Source organism: Halomonas alkalicola (genome assembly GCF_030704205.1).
In the GTDB taxonomy this organism is placed as follows: Bacteria; Pseudomonadota; Gammaproteobacteria; order Pseudomonadales; family Halomonadaceae; genus Halomonas; species Halomonas alkalicola.
Genome location: NZ_CP131913.1, coordinates 3,104,652 through 3,121,480, shown reverse-complemented (window position 1 = coordinate 3,121,480; position 16,829 = coordinate 3,104,652). Strand labels below are relative to the sequence as shown.

The 16,829-nt window shown below is 70.6% G+C and carries 15 protein-coding genes; 3 read left to right on the top strand and 12 right to left on the bottom strand.

Annotation, left to right across the window (positions count from 1 at the left end):
• Positions 1–71: 71 nt before the first annotated feature.
• Both cmoA and cmoB read left to right on the top strand, forming a co-directional pair.
• The gene (gene cmoA / locus B6N23_RS14675; protein WP_305500222.1) at positions 72–839 is read left to right on the top strand and encodes a carboxy-S-adenosyl-L-methionine synthase CmoA; all 768 of its coding nucleotides are present in this window, start codon (positions 72–74) and stop codon (positions 837–839) included.
• 2 nt (positions 840–841) lie between these two features.
• Positions 842–1,834 (top strand): tRNA 5-methoxyuridine(34)/uridine 5-oxyacetic acid(34) synthase CmoB, encoded by a 993-nt coding sequence (cmoB, locus tag B6N23_RS14670; protein ID WP_305500219.1) that lies wholly within the window; start codon positions 842–844, stop codon positions 1,832–1,834.
• Here cmoB and B6N23_RS14665 read toward each other — a convergent pair.
• The 7 genes from B6N23_RS14665 to B6N23_RS14635 form a co-directional block, all read right to left on the bottom strand.
• Positions 1,831–2,505, bottom strand: a complete 675-nt coding sequence (locus B6N23_RS14665) for a zinc metallopeptidase (protein WP_305500216.1) — start codon at positions 2,503–2,505, stop codon at positions 1,831–1,833. The genes cmoB and B6N23_RS14665 overlap by 4 nt on opposite strands.
• 295 nt (positions 2,506–2,800) lie before the next feature.
• Positions 2,801–4,249 carry a sulfate adenylyltransferase subunit CysN gene (gene cysN / locus B6N23_RS14660; protein WP_305500214.1) on the bottom strand — a complete coding sequence of 483 codons (1,449 nt, stop codon included), beginning with the start codon at positions 4,247–4,249 and terminating at the stop codon, positions 2,801–2,803.
• Positions 4,249–5,220 carry a sulfate adenylyltransferase subunit CysD gene (gene cysD / locus B6N23_RS14655; RefSeq protein ID WP_379687359.1) on the bottom strand — a complete coding sequence of 324 codons (972 nt, stop codon included), beginning with the start codon at positions 5,218–5,220 and terminating at the stop codon, positions 4,249–4,251. Before cysD ends, cysN begins: the two co-directional genes overlap by 1 nt.
• 107 nt (positions 5,221–5,327) lie before the next feature.
• Complete coding sequence (locus B6N23_RS14650) at positions 5,328–6,062, bottom strand: phosphodiesterase (RefSeq protein ID WP_305503827.1); 735 nt, start codon at positions 6,060–6,062, stop codon at positions 5,328–5,330.
• Positions 6,063–6,118: 56 nt separating this feature from the next.
• Positions 6,119–6,565: a DUF1249 domain-containing protein gene (locus B6N23_RS14645; RefSeq protein ID WP_119021668.1), complete on the bottom strand. Its 447-nt coding sequence runs from the start codon at positions 6,563–6,565 to the stop codon at positions 6,119–6,121.
• A gap of 29 nt (positions 6,566–6,594) precedes the next feature.
• Positions 6,595–7,236, bottom strand: coding sequence for an NUDIX domain-containing protein (locus B6N23_RS14640; protein WP_119021669.1), 642 nt, complete (start codon positions 7,234–7,236; stop codon positions 6,595–6,597).
• A gap of 80 nt (positions 7,237–7,316) precedes the next feature.
• Positions 7,317–7,964 carry a hypothetical protein gene (locus tag B6N23_RS14635; RefSeq protein ID WP_119021670.1) on the bottom strand — a complete coding sequence of 216 codons (648 nt, stop codon included), beginning with the start codon at positions 7,962–7,964 and terminating at the stop codon, positions 7,317–7,319.
• A 172-nt stretch (positions 7,965–8,136) separates the two neighbouring features.
• Here B6N23_RS14635 and greB point away from each other — a divergent pair, with 172 nt between their 5' ends.
• Complete coding sequence (greB, locus tag B6N23_RS14630; RefSeq protein WP_305500204.1) at positions 8,137–8,676, top strand: transcription elongation factor GreB; 540 nt, start codon at positions 8,137–8,139, stop codon at positions 8,674–8,676.
• On the opposite strand, the gene B6N23_RS14625 is transcribed toward greB, so the two are convergent.
• The 5 genes from B6N23_RS14625 to B6N23_RS14605 form a co-directional block, all read right to left on the bottom strand.
• Positions 8,642–9,748, bottom strand: coding sequence for a methyltransferase (locus B6N23_RS14625; protein WP_305500202.1), 1,107 nt, complete (start codon positions 9,746–9,748; stop codon positions 8,642–8,644). The two genes, greB and B6N23_RS14625, sit on opposite strands and share 35 nt — an antisense overlap.
• On the bottom strand, positions 9,745–10,590 hold the full coding sequence (locus B6N23_RS14620) for a methyltransferase domain-containing protein (protein WP_305500199.1): 846 nt from the start codon (positions 10,588–10,590) through the stop codon (positions 9,745–9,747). The genes B6N23_RS14625 and B6N23_RS14620 overlap by 4 nt, the downstream gene beginning before the upstream one ends.
• Positions 10,591–10,630: 40 nt before the next feature.
• Entirely contained in the window at positions 10,631–12,136 is a 1,506-nt protein-coding gene (locus B6N23_RS14615) for an amidase (protein WP_305500197.1), read from the bottom strand.
• Positions 12,137–12,351: 215 nt separating this feature from the next.
• A complete protein-coding gene (locus tag B6N23_RS14610; protein WP_305500195.1) occupies positions 12,352–15,480 on the bottom strand; it encodes an efflux RND transporter permease subunit in 3,129 nt (1,042 codons plus the stop codon).
• Positions 15,477–16,724: an efflux RND transporter periplasmic adaptor subunit gene (locus B6N23_RS14605; RefSeq protein ID WP_305500188.1), complete on the bottom strand. Its 1,248-nt coding sequence runs from the start codon at positions 16,722–16,724 to the stop codon at positions 15,477–15,479. The genes B6N23_RS14610 and B6N23_RS14605 overlap by 4 nt, the downstream gene beginning before the upstream one ends.
• Between the last annotated feature and the right edge of the window lie 105 nt (positions 16,725–16,829).

Here is a 16,829-nt window from a genome sequence, read left to right as displayed (position 1 = left end):
CGTCCTGTCGTGCAGACGGGGCGGCCGAGGCGTAGAATGTCGGCCTTTCCCGCATGATTCCGGCTTGGCCCATGAGTGACGCATCTTACCGTGACGCGATCTTTTCGACACCCCTGGACCGGGTCGCGCGCTTCTCCTTCGATGAACGGGTGGTCGCCTGTTTTCCGGACATGATCCGCCGCTCGGTGCCGGGCTACGGACAGATCCTGGGGATGCTGGGGCTGATCGCCCGCCGCCACCTGCGCCATGGCGCCCGGGTCTATGACCTGGGCTGCTCGCTGGGCGCCGGCGGCCTGGCCCTGGCCGGTCAGCTCGCCCCGGAGGCCTTCCGCTACACGGGCGTGGACCTCTCACCGGCCATGGTCGCCCGCGCCCGGGAGACCCTGGCCGCCGAGTGCCCCGACCACGCCATGGAGGTGATCGAGGGCGACATCCGCACCCTCGACTACGCCCCCGCCGGCATGATCGTGCTCAACTTCACGCTGCAGTTCCTGCCCCCGGCGGATCGCGAGGCGGTGATAGCCCGGCTCTTCGAGGCCCTCGAGCCCGGCGGCGTGCTGGTGCTCTCGGAGAAGATCCGCGCCGAGGACGAGCAGGAGAACGCCTGGCTGGTGGAGCGCTACCACGACTTCAAGCGCGCCAACGGCTACAGCGATCTGGAGATCAGCCAGAAGCGCACCGCGCTCGAGAACGTGCTGGTGCCGGACACCCTGGACGCGCACCATGCCCGCCTGGCCGGCGCCGGCTTCGCCCGCAGCCACACCTGGTTCCAGCTCCTCAACTTCGCTTCGCTGGTCGCTTTCAAGGACGCCGACACCCCGGCGCCCCGGGAGGGCTGAGCGTGCCGATCCCCCCCGAACACCGCGACCTCTACCGGGCTTTCCTCGACCAGGGCCTCGACACCTGGCTGGCCCGGCTGCCCGAGCAGCTCGCCGCCGGGCTCGATCGGAAGCGCTACGGCGACCTGCCCGCCTGGGAGAAGGCGGTGGCCAAGCTGCCAGCACTGCCCGACGACCGCCGGGTTCGGCTCGACGCAGATACCCTCGAGGTCGAGCTCGCCCTCACCGACAGCCAGCGCTGTCAGGCCGAGAACCTGCTGAGAAAGCTCATGCCCTGGCGCAAGGGCCCCTTCTCGCTGGGTGGCATTCACATCGACACCGAGTGGCGCTCCGACTGGAAGTGGCAGCGCCTCGCCCCCCACCTGGCCCCGCTCGCCGGCAGGAAGGTGCTGGACGTCGGCGGCGGCAGCGGCTACCACGGCTGGCGCATGGCAGGTGCCGGCGCGGCCTTCGTGCTGGTGATCGACCCCTCCCCGCGCTTCTTCTGGCAGTTCCGGGCGGTGCGCCACTTCGTGGGCGACGCCGACGGCCATCGCACCCACTTCCTGCCGGTGGGCATCGAGGAGGTCCCCGAGGGGCTCGCCTTCTTCGATACGGTCTTCTCCATGGGGGTGCTCTACCACCGCCCCTCCCCTCTGGAGCACCTGCTGCAGCTCAAGGAGGCCCTGCGCCCCGGCGGCGAGCTGGTGCTGGAGACCCTGGTGGTGGAAGGCGACGAGACCACGGTGCTGCTGCCGGGCGAGCGCTACGCCGCCATGCCCAACGTCTACTTCCTGCCGTCATCACAAGCGCTCTGCCAGTGGCTCGGGCGCTGCGGCTTTACCGACGTGCGGGTGGTGGATGAGGCGGTGACGACGACCGACGAGCAGCGCGCCACCGAGTGGATGACCTTCCAGTCGCTCGCCGACTTCCTCGACCCCGAGGACCCGACCCGGACCCGGGAGGGCTACCCCGCCCCGCGCCGCGCAGTGGTCATGGCCAATCGGCCGCTCTAGCGCCTGAGGATCACCAGCCAGCGCCCCAGGTTGAGGATGCTGGCCAGTGAGGCCGCCACATAGGTGAAGGCGCAGGCGGTCAGCACATGGCGGGCGCCGGGCATGTCGTAGGGGGGGATATACTCCTTGAGCAGCGGCAGGGCCCGCTGGAAACTGGCGTCGAACTCCACCGGCAGGGTCACCAGATGCACCAGCGCCGCGGTGCCGAAGCTGATCACCGCCGCGGCCACCACGATGGCAAGGCCCCCCGGCAGGCGCGTCAGCAGGAACAGCAGCGGGGCCGCCATCATCAGTACCGCACCGAGCTTCTCCGCCTTCTGGGCCACCGCCACCAGCCGCGAACGGGCCAGCAGCGGCGCATAGCCCTGATGGTGCTGGATGGCATGACCCACCTCGTGGGCCGCCACCGTCACCGCGGTAAGCGAGCGCCCGCCGTAGACCTCCGGCGAGAGCCGCACCCGGCGCGCCTCGGGGTCGTAGTGGTCGCCCTGCTCGGTGAGCTCCACCTTGACCCCCTCGATGCCCAGCCGGCGCAGCAGGTGGTCGGCCAGCTCCGCCCCGGTGCCGGGGTAGTCGTCGCGGCCACGAGCGTGGCGCTTGATGACCCACTGTGCCCAGAGGTTGGGCAGCAGGAAGATGGCCAGCAGCAGGGCAATGGCGAGAACGATCATCGAGGAGTGGCTCCGGGTCGCTATGCTGGATATAGCAGCTTGCTCGGGGCTGTTCCGTCGACAAGCCTGCGAGGAGGCGCCATGAACCCCTCCCTGGGGGCTACCTAGACCATCCCTGGTCCACGGACCTCCTCTTCGGCTTGTCCCCGGCGCCCCTCGTCAACGAACGCTGCGAGAGCATGAGGTTAGCTGTGATGCTTTGGACACAGCCTACCACCGTGGGTTTCCGACTGCCGAAATGCCACGGGCCCGACCGCCATGGCGATCGGGCCCGTATGCTGGACGTTACCCGCCCTCAGCGCTTCAACAGCTTGCGAATATCCTTCGCTTCCCAGTGGGGGAAGTACTTGCGTACCAGGGCGTTGAGCTCCAGCTCGAAGCCGGCCCAGTCCACCTCGGTGGCGCTCGGCGAGTCGCCGTCACTGGCCACCACGGCGCGGATCATGCCCGCCCCCAGGGTAACGTTGGTCAGCCGGTCGATGACGATGAAGCTGCCTGTGCCGGGGCTTATCGCGTAGTCGTCCAGCGCCACCTCGGCGGTGAGGCTGACCCGGCAGCGGGCGATGGCGTTGAGCTCGAGGCGTTCGGCGGCGTGGTGCGACAGGGTGTTGACGTCCACCTGGTGGAGGATTTCCTTCACCTGCCCCGCCACCGAGCGCCCGGCCAGGCGGATGTCGACCTGCCGGCCCGGTTCGAGGGGCTGCTCGTGCATCCACACGATGTCCGCCTCGAAGGCGTGGGAGCTGGTCACCTCGGCGTCCGCCGCCACGATCCAGTCGCCCCGGGAGATATCGATCTCGTCCGCCAGGGTCACAGTGATCGCCTGGCCCGGCCAGGCCACTTCCAGGTCGCCGTCCCAGGTCACGATGCGCTCGATGGTGGAGCGCTTGCCCGAGGGCAGCACCTTGATCGCGTGGCCCGGGCGCAGCACGCCCGCCTCCAGGGTGCCGGCGTAGCCGCGGAAGTCGAGGTTGGGGCGGTTGACGTACTGCACCGGCAGGCGCAGGTCGGTCAGGTTGCGATCGCGGCTGATCTCGACACTCTCCAGCAGCTCCAGCAGCGTCGGCCCGGGGCTTCCATCGACACGGTACCAGGAGAGCGCGTCGCTCCTGTTGACCACGTTGTCGCCCTTGAGCGCCGAGAGCGGCACGAAGCGGATGTCGCGGGCCTGGAGCCTGTCGGCGATGGCCTGGTACTCCTCGACGATCTCCTCGAAGCGCGCCTGGGAGTAGTCGACGAGGTCCATCTTGTTGACCGCCACCACCAGGTGCTGGATGCCCAGCAGGTCGGCGATGAAGCTGTGCCGACGGGTCTGGGTCTGCACGCCGTGGCGCGCATCGACCAGGATGATGGCCAGGCTCGCCGTGGAGGCCCCGGTGGCCATGTTGCGGGTGTACTGCTCGTGCCCCGGGGGGTCGGCGATGATGAACTTGCGCCGGTCGGTGGAGAAGAAGCGGTAGGCCACGTCGATGGTGATGCCCTGCTCCCGCTCGGACTGCAGGCCATCCACCAGCAGGGCGAGGTCGACCTCCTCGCCGGTGGTGCCCACCGTCTTCGAGTCCCGGGTCAGCGCCGCGAGCTGGTCGTCGAAGATCATCTTGGAGTCGTGGAGCAGCCGGCCGATCAGGGTCGACTTGCCGTCGTCGACGCTGCCACAGGTGATGAAGCGCAGCAGGTCCTTGTTCTCGTGCTCGTGCAGGTACTGCTCGATATTGTCGGCAATCAGATCAGACTGGTGGGCCATCAGAAGTACCCCTCACGTTTCTTCTTCTCCATGGAGCCGGCCTGGTCGTGGTCGATGGCGCGGCCGCTGCGCTCGGAGGTCCTGGTCAGCAGCATCTCCTGGATGATCTCGGGCAGGGTGGCGGCGGTGGACTCCACCGCACCGGTGAGCGGGTAGCAGCCCAGGGTGCGGAAGCGCACCGAACGCTCCTCGGGCACCTCGCCCTCGGCCAGCGGCAGGCGCTCGTCGTCGACCATCACCAGCATGCCGTCGCGCTCCACCACCGGACGGGGGGCGCTGAAGTAGAGGGGCACGATGGGAATGGATTCCAGGTAGATGTACTGCCAGATATCCAGCTCGGTCCAGTTGGAGAGCGGGAAGGCGCGGATCGACTCGCCCTTGTTGACCCGGGCGTTGTAGAGGTTCCACAGCTCCGGGCGCTGGTTCTTGGGGTCCCAGCGGTGGAACTTGTCGCGGAAGGAGAAGACGCGCTCCTTGGCGCGGCTCGCCTCCTCGTCGCGGCGCGCGCCGCCGAAGGCGGCGTCGAAGCCGTACTTGTCCAGCGCCTGCTTGAGCGCCGCGGTCTTCATCACGTCGGTGTAGCCGCTGGAGCCGTGGTCGAAGGGGTTGATGTTGGCCGCGCGCCCCTCCTCGTTGGTGTGCACTAGCAGATCCATGCCCGCCTCGGCGGCCATGCGGTCGCGGAAGGCGATCATCTCGCGGAACTTCCAGGTGGTGTCCACGTGGAGCAGCGGGAAGGGCGGCGGGCCGGGATAGAAGGCCTTGCGCGCCAGGTGCAGCATCACCGAGGAGTCCTTGCCGATGGAGTAGAGCATCACCGGGTTGCGGAATTCGGCCGCCACCTCGCGCAGGATGTGGATCGACTCGGCCTCGAGCTGCTGCAGGTGGGTCAACCGCTGGGGCGACAGCGTCGGGGGGGCGCTGCTCGCCTGGGCAGGAGACGCTTGGGTCGCGGCGTGAAGAGTGGTCATGGCCCGGCTACCTCGCATGACGGTGGGCATGGGAATCATGCCATCGAGGGTAACGCCGGACCATTATTACTCAAAAGAATTAATGGCGATCTTTTTATAGCCAATAATCAAAGATCGACCCGTTCTACCCAGGTCGCGAAGCCCTCCTCGCCCAGGTCCACCACCCGATAGCCGGGGCGCGAGGCCTCGTCGATGGCGAAGGTCTCGGCACCGGCCAGGAACTGGTCGGTGGTGGAGGGGCAGCCGAAGACCGCCACCTCGCCATCTTCCAGGCGCTGGTGGCTGGCGAAGGCCTGATGGATATGGCCGCAGAGGATGGCGCGCACCTGGCGGTAGGCGGAGAGGGTCTGCCAGAAGGCTTCGCGATCCTTGAGCCCGAGCGCGTCGATCCATGCCGATCCCACCGGCAGCGGCGGATGATGCATGGCCAGCAGGGTCGGCCGGTCGTCCTCCTCCAGTCGCGCGGCCAGCTCGGCCAGGCGCTCCGGCCCCAGCTCACCGTGAGCCTGGCCGCTGACCCGGGTGTCCAGCATCAGGATGCGCCAGGCGCCGATATCGAGCTCGTCGAGCAGCTCGCGGGTCTCGGCCATCAGCGCCGGGTCATCGTGGTTGCCGGCCAGCCAGAACCAGGGGGCGGCGAGCCGGCCCAGGATGCGTGCGGCCAGTTGGTAGGAGGCCGGGGTCTCGTCGTTGCTGATATCGCCGGTCACCAGCACCATATCGGGGCGCTCGCGGTTGACCTCGGCCACCACGGCCTCCAGCTGGCGCAGCGGGAAGCCCGCCCGGGCGCGGGCGGCGGGGTCGGCGTGCAGGTGGCAGTCGCTGATCTGGACCAGTCGCATCATCGAAGGGGCTCTCGTCGGGCGCCGGTGAGCGCAGCGGGTTCAGGGAAGTGGCGTCAGGAGAGTTCGGGCAGGTCGCGCGAGTGGCCATGGGCCAGCCCATGCTCCAGCCACTCGCCGAGAAAGCGGTTGAGCTGCAGCTTCTCGTCGGGCTGATGCATGCGCGAGTTGGGGTAGCGGTAGCGGCCATCGAAGTGGCGCTGGCGCTGGAAGTCGGTGACCTCCGCCATGCGCACGTCGTGGTAGAGATGAACGCGCATGCGCGGGGCCTCGATCAGAGAATCGAGCACGCCGCGCTGGGTCACCCGCACGATGCTGGTGTAGGGGGCACGCTCCAGCAGCGTGAGGCTGAGCACGCCCAGCCAGCGCCCGTCGCTGGCCAGCTCGATCTCGCGGGTCTCGCCGACCTCGAGATCCCCCAGTAGGCGCACCAGGCGCAGGAAGTTGATGCTGCACTCCCCCTGCAGGCTCCTGAGATCGGTCACATAGGCACTTCGCCGCACAGCATCTCTCCGCACACTCTCTCCCCGGTCTATCGTGTCGCTCGCAGTGAGGCCCGTTCGACTGCCAGCCACTGCAGGGCGATCAGGCACATGGCATTGTCGAGTCGCCCGGCCTGCAGGAGTTCCCAGGCCCTGGCAAACGGTAGCACATGCACGCGGATATCCTCGTGCTCCTCGTCGAGGCCATGCACGCCGCCCAGGCCCTCGCTGTCGACCAGGCCGCAGAAGAGGGTGACCCGCTCGTCGCAGGCGCCGGGGCTCGGGTAATAGGCATAGAGCTCGATCAGCTCGCCCACCCGGGCGCCCGCCTCCTCCACTGCCTCGCGCCGAGCCACCTCGGCGGGCGACTCGCCCTCCTCCACCAGGCCGGCCACCACCTCGAGCTTCCAGGGCGAGGCGGGATCCTCCAGGGCACCGGCGCGGAACTGCTCCACCAGCACCACGGCGTCGCGCGCCACGTCGTAGAGCAGCACGCCCACGGCGTCGTGGCGGCGATGCACCTCGCGGGTCATGGCGCCGCTCCAGCCCCCTTCGAAGAGGCGATGGCGCAGCTGAAGTGCCTCCAGGCGAAAGAAGCCCTGATGCAGGCAGCGGCGCTCCAGCAGTTCCACGTCGGCGCGAGTAAAGGGCGCCTCCGCGGCCAGGTCCGGGGTCCGTTGGGCGTCACTCATGGCGCTCTCCGCATGCACAAAGTGGCCATTATCGTGACCGGGGGCACCGATGCCAAGCTGCCCCCGCTCCTCGCGACGACTCAAAGCCGCTCGAAGAGCTCCCGGGCTTCCTCGCGCAGCGCCTCGTCGGAGGCAGTGCGGTCGGGGCGGGCTTCACCTTCCACGGCGCGGCGGGCGTGCTCCCGGGCCTCCTCAATGCGCCCCTCGTCCTCCAGAAAGGCGGCGTAGTAGAAGTTGACGTCGATGCCGTCGGGGCGAATGGAGAGCGCGCGCTGGAACATCCGCTCGGCGGTCTCGCTGTTGCCGAAGCCCACCGGGCGGCCCGGCGCGCGGTCGTAGAGGGCACCCAGGGTGACGTAGGCCGAGCCCGCGGCACCATCGGGGTCGAGCTCGACGGCGCGTTCCAGGGCATCCCGGGCGCTGCGCGCGCTGGAGAGCGCCCCCAGGCCGCTGCGCTCCCGGGCATAGGAGGCCTCGATGATGCCCTGCCACACCAGCGGCATGGCCTCGTCCGGGTGGTCGGCCACCAGGCGCTCGGCCTGGCCGGCCAGCGACCTCAGGCCGCTGCTGCGCTGGCCCTCCGCCTGTTCGGTGATCAAGCGCTCCCAGTGGCTCTTCATGCCCTCCACCCGGGCCTCCCAGGCATGAGCCGCGGCCAGCGGCAGGGCGGCGAGGCCCAGGCTCAGACTCAAGCCCATGGCGGTATTCAGCAGGCGACGTCGAAACATGGCGAAACTCCTTTGCGGGGTGTTGTGGTTGTTGGGGGTCGCCCTGGCAATGTAACGAACGTTTGAATGATTCGCCAGCCGCCGCCTCTCCGCTTCCCCCTTGCCCTCCCCCCTTGGCCACCCCGGGCGCATGGCGTATGGTCCCGCCAGACGCAAGCGTGCGAGGAAGAGCATGAAAGGCCGCAACATGACCCGCTGGCGCGACCCCGCCAAGGACCCGCGCCAGGAACCCAAGAGCCACCTGATCACCGCCGAGGGCGCCGAGCGGCTGCGCGGCATCCTCGACCACCTCTCCCGGGTCAAGCGCCCGGCGCTCTCCGCCAAGGTGGGTGAGGCCGCCGCCCTGGGCGACCGCAGCGAGAACGCCGACTACACCTACAACAAGAAGGAGCTCAACCGGGTGATCGCCCGGATCCGCTACCTGACCAAGCGGCTCGACGAGTTGCAGGTGGTGGATCGCCTGCCGGCGGATACCGGCAAGGTCTATTTCGGCGCCTTCGTGACCCTGGAGGACGAGGACGGTGAGGAGATGGCGATCCGCATCGTCGGCCACGACGAGATCGACCCGGCCAAGCGCTGGATCAGCGTCGACTCCCCGCTGGCCAAGGCCCTGCTCGGCAAGCCGCTGGACGAGGAGGTGACGGTGGCCGCACCCGGCGGGGAGACCACCTACGTGATCACCGAGATCGCCTATCGCGACCCGGGGAAATAGCCCGGTAGACCCGGAAGCGGCGGTCGTCGGCGAGGATCTCGAAGCCGCCGAAGGCGCGTTCGAGCAGGTCCGGGTAAGGCAGGAAGGCGTTGGCCACCAGGAGCAGTTGTCCGCCGGGCTTGAGGTGCGCCGGCGCCTCAAGGATCAGCTGCGCTGCGGGACCGTAGTCGATGGCGCGCTCCTGGTGGAAGGGCGGGTTGCTGACGATGGCGTCGAAGGTGCGCCCCGCCAGCGCCGAGTAGACGTCGCTCTCCAGCGTCTCGCCAACCAGACCATTGGTTGCCAAGGTGCGCCGGGTCGCCTCCACCGCGAAGGCGTTGACGTCCACCGCCGTGACCGCCGCCCCGCGGCGGGCCAGCCAGGCGGCCAGGATGCCGTCGCCGCAGCCCATGTCTAAGACATCGCCCAAGACATCGCCCAGGACATCGCCCGGCCCATCGCCCACCGGCAGCACGGCAGGCAGCATCTCCAGCAGCAGCCGGGTGCCGTCGTCCAGCTTGCCGTGGCCGAAGACCCCGGGGTGGCTGGCCAGGAGCAGGCGCTCGGCGTCCGGCTCGACCTCGAAGGCGGTCCAGGCGGCATCCGGGTCGATCGCCACCCGGCCGAGGCGAGTCTCGAACAGCGAACAGCGCCGGGCGCTGTCGAGTTTGCGGCAGCCGAGCCCCAGCGCGGCCAGCACCTTGAGCACCCGCTTGATGCCTCCCTGATTCTCCCCCACCAGCTGCAGCGGCGTGCCCTCGGGTAGGGTGGCGCAGAGCCACAGCAGCCACCACTCCCCCCGGGCATGGCTCTTGGGCCAGAACAGCACCGCGCCCTGCACCTCCCTCTGCCCCTCCCCCTGCGGCGCTTCCTCGGCGCTGCCCGGCAGAGAATCAAACGGAGAGTACGCAGGACGCCCGGCGGCCTGCCACGCCTGGCGCACCGCAAGATCGGCGCTGATCGCCAGGCCCTGCCCTCCTTCCAGCCAGGGGTCCCGAGGCGGGGCCACCCACCACCAGCCGCGATAGTCCGTCTCCTGGCGGGCCAGTAGCTGGCAGGTGGGGGGCAGGGCTTGGGGGGTATCGGCATTCATGTCCCGGGCTCCTCGGCGGGCAGGGTTGGGGAATCGGGGCGCACCAGGGTGTAGAGCAGATAGCGCCCCAGGCGCCAGTGGGGGTCGACCCGGCAGTAGCGACGCTCCAGCGCCAGCAGCGCCTCACGGTCGGCGTCGTTCTGCGGCGGGTGGCGACAGTAGTCGTTGAAGATGCGGATTCCGGCCACGCCGCGGATCTCAAGCCCGCACTCGGCGCTCCAGGCCTCGACCTGGGCGTGGGTGAGCGGCGAGATCGGCGTCAGGCGCAGGCGCTCACCCTTGCCTTCCAGGCGATCGGCTAGGGCCTTCTCCAGGTTGCCCTTCACCACATTGGAGAAGCGCAGGGCATCGCGGTTGAAGACCATCAGCGAGAGCTGCCCGCCCGGTGCCAGCAGGCCCGCCAGGGTCGCCAGGGCGGCGCGCGGGTCGGCCAGCCACTCCAGCACCGCGTGGCAGGCGATCAGCGACCAGGGGCCGGGGGCCACCTCGGGCAGCGTCTGCAGCGGCGCCTGGATGAAGGTCACCGGCTGGCCAGACAGGGATTCCCGGGCCCGGGCCAGCATCTCGGCGGCGGGCTCGGCCAGGGTCACGTCATGCCCGCGCTCGGCGAACCAGCCGGCCAGCTGCCCCAGGCCACCGCCCACGTCGAGCATCGGCTGGTCGTGCAGCGCCAGCATCTCCGGCAGCAGCTGGTCGAGCAGGGCCAGGCGCAGCTCACCCCGCACGCCGCCGTAGAGGCTGGCGGCAAACTTCTCGGCCAGGCCGTCGAAGTGGCGGTCGCCCTGGGCGGAGAGCGGCGAGACGGTGGGGCCAGATGGCCTGGTGTGAGAGGGCTGGGACATGCATAGGCTCCGGCGGTGTCGCCGGGCATTCTACCTGAACTTAGCCGCCTGGCGGTCGCGGCAGGTGGCGGGCCCAGGCCACCTCCGCCTCCAGCTGGGCGGCCAGCGCCAGCAGGCACTTCTCGTCGCCCATGGGGCCGATCACCTGGACGCCCACCGGCAGCCCCTCGGGGGTGACGTGCAGCGGCAGCGACATGGCCGGCTGCCCGGTCAGGTTGGCCAGCTGGGTATAGGGGGTCATGCGCAGCGAGTCGGCGGCCAGGCGCTTGAGCATGCCGGCCTTCATCGCCAGCCGGGAGGCCCCCGGAATGGCCAGCAGCGCCATCAGCCGCTCCCGAGCGGGCGTCGGGTAGAGCGCGCCGCGGTGCGGGGCCGGGGTGGCGGCTACCGGCATCAAGAGCACATCGAAGCGGCGATGGAAGGCGGCCATGTCGCGGGCCACCCGGTTCCAGTAGCGCTTGGCCGCCTCGTAGTCCCGGGCCGGCAGGCAGCGCCCCAGGCGCCCGATGGCCCGGGTGGCGGGCTCGATGGCCAGGCGCGACACCGCCACCTCGGTCTGCTCGCTGATCCAGGCAAGATCCGCCGCCAGGTGGCCCAGGTAGAGGGTGAGGTAGCTGTCGGCCAGGGCCTCCCCGTCCAGGTCCGGCTCGGCCCACTCCACCTGGTGGCCGAGCCCCTCCAGGCGCGACGCCGCCCGCTCCACGGCCAGGCGCACCTCCGGGTCGAGACGGGCGCCCAGTGGCGCCCCCAGGGGCTCGCCCAGCGACACCGCTACCCGCAGCGGCCCGGGCGGGCGTGAGAGCGCATCGAGAAAGCCCTCCTCTCGGGGCAGCGGCCAGGGGCTGCCCTCGTCCATGCCGTTGATGGCGTCGAGCAGCGCGGCGCTGTCGCGCACGCTGCGGGTCAGGGCGTGCTCCACCACCGCGCCCTGCCACACCTCGCCGAACATGGGGCCCAGCGGCACCCGCCCGCGGGAGGGCTTGAGGCCGAACAGGCCACAGTGGCTGGCCGGGATGCGGATCGAGCCGCCGCCGTCGCCGGCCAGGGCCAGGGGCACCAGGCCGCCGGCCACCGCCGCGGCCGCCCCGCCGCTGGAGCCCCCCGGCGAGTGTGCCGGCGCCCAGGGGTTGACCGGATGGGGGAAGGCGCGGGGCTCTGTGATACCCATCAGCCCCAGCTCCGGGGTGGCGGTCTGGCCGAGGATCGAGAAGCCGGCCTGGCGCAGACGCGTCACCAGGCTCGAGTCCTCGGGGGCGCGCCACTCGGCCATGGCGGCGCTGCCGAAGGCGAGCGGCTCGCCACCGATGGCCATCAGCAGGTCCTTGGTGAGGGTGGGCACCCCGGCGAAGGGCGCGGAGGGATCGACGCGCTGGCCCTCCTCCCGGGCCTGCTCGAAGCGGGTGCGCACGACCGCCCCGAGGGCGGGGTTGCCTGCCTCGATGGCCGCGCAGGCCGCGGCAAACACCTCGCCGGCGCTCACCTCGCCGGCGCGGATCAGCGCCGCCAGCCCCAGGGGGTCATGGGCCTGATAGTCGCGAACGTCCATGATCTGCCTCCCTCTGAGTGACCAGAGCCTCAGACTACTCAACATTGGCAATGATGGAAGCCACATCTCGAGGCTGACCCGGCGACAGGCCTTAGAGGGGGCGCTATGAATACGTCCTTGTACGCTACTTCGGCCATCCCTGGTCCTCAGACCCCCTCTTCGACCTGCCTCCGGCGCCTCTCACCCTGGCAGCTTCGACAACCCTGCTCCTGATGCTACACCGCAGATTCCAAGGCTCGCCGCCGGGCCAGGCGCTCGCGGCCGTGCTCCAGCCAGGAGAGCAGCGCCGGGGTGACCAGCAGCACCAGAAACGTGGAGCCACCGAGGCCGAAGGCGATGGAGGTGGCCATGGGGATCAGGAACTGCGCCTGCAGCGAGGTCTCGAAGAGCAGCGGCAGCAGGCCACCGATGGTGGTCAGGGAGGTGAGCAGCACCGCCCGCACCCGCTGCACCACCGCCTCGTTGAGCGCCTCATCGATGGCCAGCCCGCGCTCACGCTGCTCGCGGTAGAAGCTCACCAGGATGATGGCGTTGTTGACCACGATCCCGGAGAGCCCGAACAGGCCGAACAGCGAGAGGATGGTCAGGTCGATGCCCAGCGCCCAGTGGCCAAGCAGCGCCCCCACCAGGGAGAAGGGGATGATGGCCATCACGATCAGCGGCAGGCTCCAGGAGGCGAACACCCAGGTCAGCACCCCGTACATCAGGCCGAGGCCTACCAGCAGGCCCATGCGCATGTCGGACAGGGTCTCGCGCTGGTCGGCGGCGCGGCCCTCGAAGCTGTAGTGCAGGTGGTGCTCCCGGGCCAGGGCCGGCAGGAGCTGTGCCGAGAGGCTCTCCAGCACCTGCTCCGCGGAGGTCACGGAGGTATCGAGCTCGGCGGTCACCTCCACCGCCAGCTGGCCGTCGGCGTGGCGCAACGCCTCGAAGCCCTGGCGATGGTCGAGCTCCATCACCTGGGTCAGCGGCACCTGGCGGCCGTCCGGCAGGCTCACCGCCAGCCCGGCGAGGGTGGCGAGCCGCTCGCGCTGCTCGCGGGGCAGCTGGACGCGCACCTCGATCTCGTCGGCGCCGGCCTGGTGGATCTGCACCACCCGGCCATCGAAGGCGGTACGCAGCTGGCGACCCAGTTCGGCGGTGGTCAGCCCCAGCGCCTCGCCGAAGGCGTTGACGCGGTAGATCAGCTGCTCGCGGCCCCAGGGCATGTCGTCCTCGGTGTCGATCACCCCGGAGAGGCCCGCCATGGCCTGGGCCAGGGTATCGGCGGCCAGGCGCAGCGCGAGGGCATCCTCGCCGGTCAGGCGCACGTTGACATCACGCCCCGGCGGACCGGCGGCGCGCTCGTTGATATTGAGGGCATCGAGGCCGGCAGGCTCGCGGATGCGCTCACGCCAGGCGCGGATGAAGGCGGCATTGCGCACCTCGCGGTGGTCCGGCGAGACCAGCTCGATCATCAGCGAGCCCACCTCGTCGGCGCTGCGCCCGGGGGAGCCCCCCTCCAGGGTGGTGCCATAGCGCGACACCGCCACCCGGACCAGGCCGCCGCCCAGGGCCTGGTCGGTCTCCTCCAGGGTCGCCTGGAGGTGGTCGACGAACGCCGCCACCCGGGCGCGGTCGGTGCCGGCCACGAAGCTGGCATTGGCATAGACCACGCTGGACTCCGGGGCCGGGAAGAAGTTGAAGCCGAGCCGTCCGCCGGCCAGCAGCCCCGCGGTGACCAGGGTCACCGCCAGGGCGCCGGCCACCGTAGCGCCGCGATGGCGCAGGGTCAGCGCCGAGAAGCGCCGGAAGGGGCCCTCGCGGAAGGCCTCGAAGCGCGCCTCGAAGCGCTCGCGCAGCCGGGCGATGCCGCGGGGGCGGCGCGCCTCCCCCTTGCCGGGCAGGAAGGCGTTGCGCAGGTGGGCGGGCAGCACCACGAAGCACTCCAGCAGCGAGGCGATCAGCACGCAGATCATGATCACCGGGATGTCGCCGAGGATGTTGCCGATCACCCCGCCCACCATCAAGAGCGGCATGAAGGCCGCCACCGTGGTCAGTGAGGAGGCCACCACCGGCCACAGCATGCGCCGCGCCGCCCCCGCCGAGGCGTGCCTCGGCGCCTCGCCCAGGCGGTGATGGGCGTCGGCGTCCTCGCCCACCACGATGGCGTCGTCGACGATAACCCCCAGCGCCATGATCAGCGCGAAGAGCGACATCATGTTGATGGAGCCACCGATGCCCCAGAACACCCCCAGGGCCGCCATGAAGGCGGTGGGAATGCCGATGGCCACCCACAGCGCCACCCGCGCCGGCAGAAAGAAATAGAGCAGGATCACCACCAGCAAAAGGCCGCTGGCGCCGTTGAGCAGCAGCAGCGAGATGCGGTCGTCGATCAGCTGCCAGGACTCGTCGTAGACCTCGAGTTCGACGCTAGGCGGCAGGGTCGGCCGGGTCTCCTCCACCCAGCCCGCCAGTACCCGGGCGGCGGCCAGGGAGTTGCCCGACTCGGCGCGCTGCAGCACCAGCTCCGCCGCCGGGCGCCCGCGGTAGGCGAGCTCCACCTGCCCATCCCTTGGTTCCTGCCGAATGGTGGCGATGTCGCCCAGGCGCAGCTGCACCCGATCGCCGCTGAGGATCGGCAGATCCTCGAAGCCGAGCGCGTCGCGACGCTGCTGCAGCGAACGCAGCTCCCGGGCACTGTCGCGCTGGCCCAGCAGCCCCGCCGGCAGGTCCCGGGACATCCCCTCCACCCGGCCGGCAATGTCACCCAGCGAGAGCCCCAGGCCCTGCAGCCGCTCCGCCGGCACCTCGATGCTGATCTGCTGGGCCGGCAGCCCGGTGATCTCCACCCGATCGATGCCGGCCTGCAGCAGCTCGTCCTCGAAGCGCTTGGCCATCTGGCGCAGCTCGTGGGGCGCCAGGTCGCCATGCACCAGCAGCCGGGCCACGGGCTCGTAGCGGGCCAGCCGCGACACCTCCGGCGTCTCGGCGTCCGCCGGCAGGTTGGTGAAGCTGTCTACCTGCTGGCGCACGTCGTCCAGGGCCAGCACCGGGTCGCTGCCCTCCCGGAACTCCAGGGTGATGTTGGCGATGCCCTGGGCCGAGGTGGAGGTCATCCGCTTGAGGCCGTCGAGGCTGCGCAGGCGCTGCTCCAGCGGGTTGGTGATGCCCTGCTCGATATCCTCGGCGGAAGCCCCGGACCACACCACCCGCACGCTGACCACGTCCAGGGCGAAGGTGGGGAAGAACTGGATGTTCATGCGCGCGATGCCGAGCGCCCCGCCGAGCAGCATCACCAGCATCACCAGGTTGGCCGCCACCCGATGGTGGACGAAGAAGCCGATCAGGCCGCCGCGCCGCCTCACTGGCCGGCCTCCTCGACGGCCGGGGCCTCGGCCACCTCGACCCTGAGCCCCTGCATGGCGTTGGGCAGGTGAGTGGCGATCACCCGGTCCCCCGCGGCCAGGCCCGGCGCACGCACCAGCAGCCAGCGCTCGCCGTCGGGTCCGATCGTCTCGCCCAGGCGCTCGACCCGCGCTCGCTCGAGGCGGGCGTCATCATCGATGCGGTAGAGCAGGTCGCTGCCGTGCAGGGCGGCGAAGGGCACCGCCAGGGTGTCCGCCACCGCCGGGCGCTCCAGCAACACCGCCACCAGCGCCCCGGGGCGCAGCCCGGCGGCCGGCCCCTCCAGCGCCAGGATCGCCTCGGTGCCGGCGGGGTCGCTCTCGCCGGCCAGGCCCGACAGCACGAAGCGCTGGCCACCCTCCTCGGCGGTGGCATGCAGCGGCTCGCCGCGCTCGAGGCTAGCCGCCAGCTCGGCCTGGAAGCGGCTCGGCACCCGGGCACGCAGCTCCAGCCCCTCCCCCGGGTAGAGCGAGAGCAGCGGCGCACGAGCGGCCACCTGGTCGCCCGGGGCCACCTGCACGCCGGTCACCACGCCATCGAAGGGCGCCAACACCCGGCCGCGCTCCCGGTCTCGCCCGGCCGTCTCGAGGGTGGCCCGGGCGCGGGCCAGGCGCGCCTCCAGGCTGGCCAGGCGCGACGGGTGCTCGGCCTCGGCGCTCTCTCGGGTGGTCACACTGAGCCGGGCCCGGGCGACCGCGTCGCGGGCGGCATCGAGGTCGGCCTGGGAGGCCAGATTGCGCTCCACCAGCGAGCGGTTGCGCTCCAGCTGGCGATTGGCGCTGGCCAGTATCTCCTGCTCCCTGGCCAGGGCCTGGCGATTATTCGCATGGCGCAGGCGCTCGTTCTCCGCCTGGGCCTCCAGGTCGGCTACCTCTGCCTCGGCCTGGCGCAGCGGCGGCAGCAGGTCGGCGTCGTCCAGGGCCACCAGCAGCGCCCCCGCCGCCACCCGCTGACCATCGCGCACCGGGCGCTCGGCCACCCGGGCGGCGATGGGCGCCACCAGGCTGACCCGCTCCGGTGCCACCAGCTCGCCGAACAGCGGCAGCACCGGTACGTGCTCGGCGTGGGCCACCGTCAGCGCCTCGACGCGCCAGCTGCGCTCCTGGGGGACGGCCGGCGGCGGCTCGGGCCGGGTCAGGCGCAGGGCCATGAAACCGGCGATGCCGAGGGCGAGGATCAGCAGGGGAAGCAGACGCTTGAGCATGGGGAGGTCCGAGCCGGTGATTAGCGGGGTCTACTATACGCCGCCCACGGCGGGCAACGAACGGCCAAGGCCAACGCTGCGGCAAGGTAACGCAGCTGCCCTGGC